Origin of the sequence: Protofrankia sp. Cr1, assembly GCF_963555865.1 — a bacterium.
In the GTDB taxonomy this organism is placed as follows: domain Bacteria; phylum Actinomycetota; class Actinomycetes; order Frankiales; family Frankiaceae; genus Protofrankia.
On sequence record NZ_CAUVXO010000419.1, the window covers coordinates 1 to 3,195 of the forward strand.

Sequence of the window (3,195 nt, forward strand, 5' to 3'; positions counted from 1 at the left end):
ATCAAGGGTAAAATGAGCCAGAGTGGCCCTACGCCGCCGCTTGCTCAGTGCCAGTTGGCGCTGCCCGTGAGTAGCCGTCGAGGTGCCTGGCGATCGTGGACGTCAGTCGTCCGGGTCTCCCTGGATCATTGCCCAGAACTCGGTGTCTTCCTCGAATGAAACGATCTCGACCTGGTCGGGAGCCGTCAGGTACCCGTAAACGAGGATCGGTCCGAACTCCCTGCTAGGAGCGAGGAAGACTTTGCGGACTGCGTCGCCGGCCTCGGGTAAAAGGGTGTCCCAGTCCCGTTCGAACTGGATACGGGCCGCGAGGACGGGGCCGGTCATGAACTCCTCGTAGTTCGGACCGCTGTAGGTCAAGCTCCGTGCCAGCGGGTAGGCGGCTCGTGCCGCCTCAAGGAACGAGCGGCCGTATGTGACCGTGAGGCGTGTCACCGGGCTGGACGGCCCTGGCGCGCGTAGTCGTCGGCGATCTTGCGGGCGCGGGCCTGTATTCGGGGGCTGGTGCGCTGGTCGCCGGGGGCGAGGTAAGCGGTGGCATAAGGGATGTCCTCGCCTTCGTCGACGATCCGCCAGCCGGGTTCCTCGCCGGAGAGGTCGGTGGCCTCACGGGCGGTGCGTCCGTAGAGCACGGCGACGGCGTCCTTGACGGCGGTCAGTTCGGTGTCGGAGAACCGGGACCGGTCCGCGGGGCGTAGTGGGCGCAGACGGTGCTGTTCGCGGCCGAGTACGGTCTCGGTCGCCATCTCCGCCGCGCCGGAGGCGACCAGCCGGTCCCGGATCGGCCGGAGCGGGCGAGGTGCGGGACCGTGGGGCAGCTTCTGGTACCGCACTCCGGTGATGGGGCGGCCGGTCTGGCGGACGTGCGCGAACTCCGCGAAGAACAGCACCTTGTTGACCTTTGCGATGCCTCCGAAGCGGTCGCCGGCGAGTTCCTCGGCGACCAGGAGGAGCAGTTCGGCGAACTTGTCCTCGTCAGGCTCGGTTGGGATGTCCTCGGCGGCCAGGCTCGCTGCGATGATCCGTTCGTACTCGTCCACCACACGTGCTCCCTGATCAGACCGTTGGTTACGGTCGCCCCGGGGCAACCTTCACCCAGCTTGCTCCATCGAACAGATGTTCACAACTCGGGTGTGGGGTCGTTGCTCTCCGCGCCCAAAATTGGATGATCCTGGATGGGTTGTTGCCTGTGGCTGCTCCAAATGGGATGGGCCGTGGCCAAGGGCCCGAACCCGCGCTGCGGGCGCCGCGATTTCTACCATCGTGCGGTATCCGATCGCGACCTGTGTCGAGGGTTCGGTGGGCGGTTCGAGGTCAGATCCAGTTCCTTCGACCGACTTGCCGCGACAGCGGATCGGTCCGATTATCTAACTAATGGTCCTACCCGTCACATGACGTCACTTCCGGGTGGAGAGCCTGCCTGATTCGGACGTACGCGGCTGACAGATCTGGAGCCAAATGGTCGGCAAATCTGGAGGTCGACCTGTGGCAGATCTGGAACTGGAAAGCTGGCAGATCTGGAGGTCAACTATCATCGAGCCGTGAGTACGCCACTGCGGGGACTCGTCGAACGGCGCTTGCTCCCCATCATCGAGAGCCGGATGGCCGAGGAACCCGTCATCCTCGTCCAGGGTCCCCGGTCGGTGGGCAAGTCCACCCTGCTCCGGGGCCTGGCCTCCACCACGGGAACCGAAATCATCGACCTGGACGACATCGCTGTCCGCGACGCGGTCGCCAGGGACCCGGGGACGTTCGTCGCAGGTCCCTCCCCGGTATGCATCGATGAATACCAGCACGTCCCGCTCGTCCTCGACGCGATCAAAGCCGAACTCAACCGGGACGGCCGACCCGGCCGCTTCGTGCTGACCGGCTCGGCGCGGCACGAGGCGCTCCCCCGCGCTGCCCAAGCCCTCACCGGCCGCCTGCACCGACTGCCCGTCTACCCGCTGTCACAGGGAGAGGTCGCCGGGGTCCGCGAACACCTGCTGGAAGACCTTTTCACCAACCCGGTCGACGCCGTCAGCGCCCCGCCGTCGACCACCACACGCGAGCAGTACATCGACAGAGTCGTCGCGGGCGGCTTCCCGCCGGTGCTCGGCCGCGCCACTGTTGCCTCCCGGGGCCGCTGGCTCGACGACTACATCCGCCTCAGCCTCGAACGCGACGTCCAGGAACTCAGCAACATCCGCCAGGCCGCGGCCCTACCGGCGCTACTCGGGAGGCTCGCCGGCCAGACCGCCCAAGTCCTCAACATCACCAGTGCGGCCACGGGAACCCGGCTCGACCACAAGACTGCCGACAGCTACATCCGCCTGCTGGAAGCGGTGTTCCTGCTGTACCGCCTCCCAGCCTGGAGCACCACCCTCATCGCGCGGTCCACGGCCTCCCCAAAGATCCACGTACTGGACTCCGGGGTGACGGCACGGCTGCTGCGCCTGACACCGCAGAAGCTGGCCGCCCGCAGCCCGGCCGCGCTGACCGAGTTCGGGCACCTGCTGGAGACGTTCGCGGTCGGCGAACTACTCAAACAAGCATCCTGGGTCGACTGGGTCAGCGGGACCGGCCACTGGCGTACCCGAGACGGCGACGAAGTCGACCTCGTCGTCGAACGCGACGACGGGATGCTGGTCGCGTTCGAGATCAAGGCCGCCAGTCGGGTCCCCGGCTCGGACCTCACCCCACTGCGCAAGCTCCGCGACGCCACCGGCGGCGCGTTCCTGGCCGGCGTGACTCTCTACCTGGGCGCACGGTCCTACAGCTTCGAAGACCGCCTGCACGTCATGCCGGTGGACCGAATATGGGCTGGGTAGTCGCGATCCTTTTCATCCGACTACCTCTTTCTCGTCGTCCCCTTGCTCCGCACCACTGGCGTCTGCCGGCAAAGAGAAGCTTCCGCAGGGTGGCGCTGCGGGCGGAACGCCGGGCGGTCACCCGGCGGATCGCGGAGATCGGCAAGGCCTCGGCCCACGGCACCCTCGTCGAGTCCGGGCTGCTGCCGAACTACGCGCTGATCGACACCCGCACCGCGCTGGAGGCCACGCTCGCCTGGGAGGACCGCAGCGGCGAGGACAACCGGGTCTTTCACAGCGAGCTGCGGGAGTACAGCCGCCCGGCCCGGCCCGGCCCGGCCCGGCCCGGCCCGTCCCGCGCTGGTGGAACTCGCCCCCGGCAACAGCTACTACGTGCTGGGCTACC

The 3,195-nt window shown here is 67.4% G+C and carries 4 protein-coding genes; 2 read left to right on the forward strand and 2 right to left on the reverse strand.

Features of this window, described 5'->3' with window-relative positions; translation table 11 throughout:
• Window positions 1-102: 102 nt before the first annotated feature.
• A complete protein-coding gene (locus tag U9980_RS22745) occupies window positions 103-435 on the reverse strand; it encodes a hypothetical protein (protein WP_322769802.1) in 333 nt (110 codons plus the stop codon).
• Window positions 432-1,040, reverse strand: a complete 609-nt coding sequence (locus U9980_RS22750) for a Panacea domain-containing protein (RefSeq protein WP_322769803.1) — start codon at window positions 1,038-1,040, stop codon at window positions 432-434. Before U9980_RS22750 ends, U9980_RS22745 begins: the two co-directional genes overlap by 4 nt.
• 501 nt (window positions 1,041-1,541) lie before the next feature.
• On the opposite strand from U9980_RS22750, the gene U9980_RS22755 reads away from it, so the two are divergent.
• The gene (locus U9980_RS22755; protein WP_322769804.1) at window positions 1,542-2,810 is read left to right on the forward strand and encodes an ATP-binding protein; all 1,269 of its coding nucleotides are present in this window, start codon (window positions 1,542-1,544) and stop codon (window positions 2,808-2,810) included.
• Window positions 2,798-3,195: hypothetical protein (locus U9980_RS22760; protein ID WP_322769805.1), on the forward strand; the 398-nt coding region annotated here is incomplete at its 3' end. The genes U9980_RS22755 and U9980_RS22760, both read left to right, overlap by 13 nt.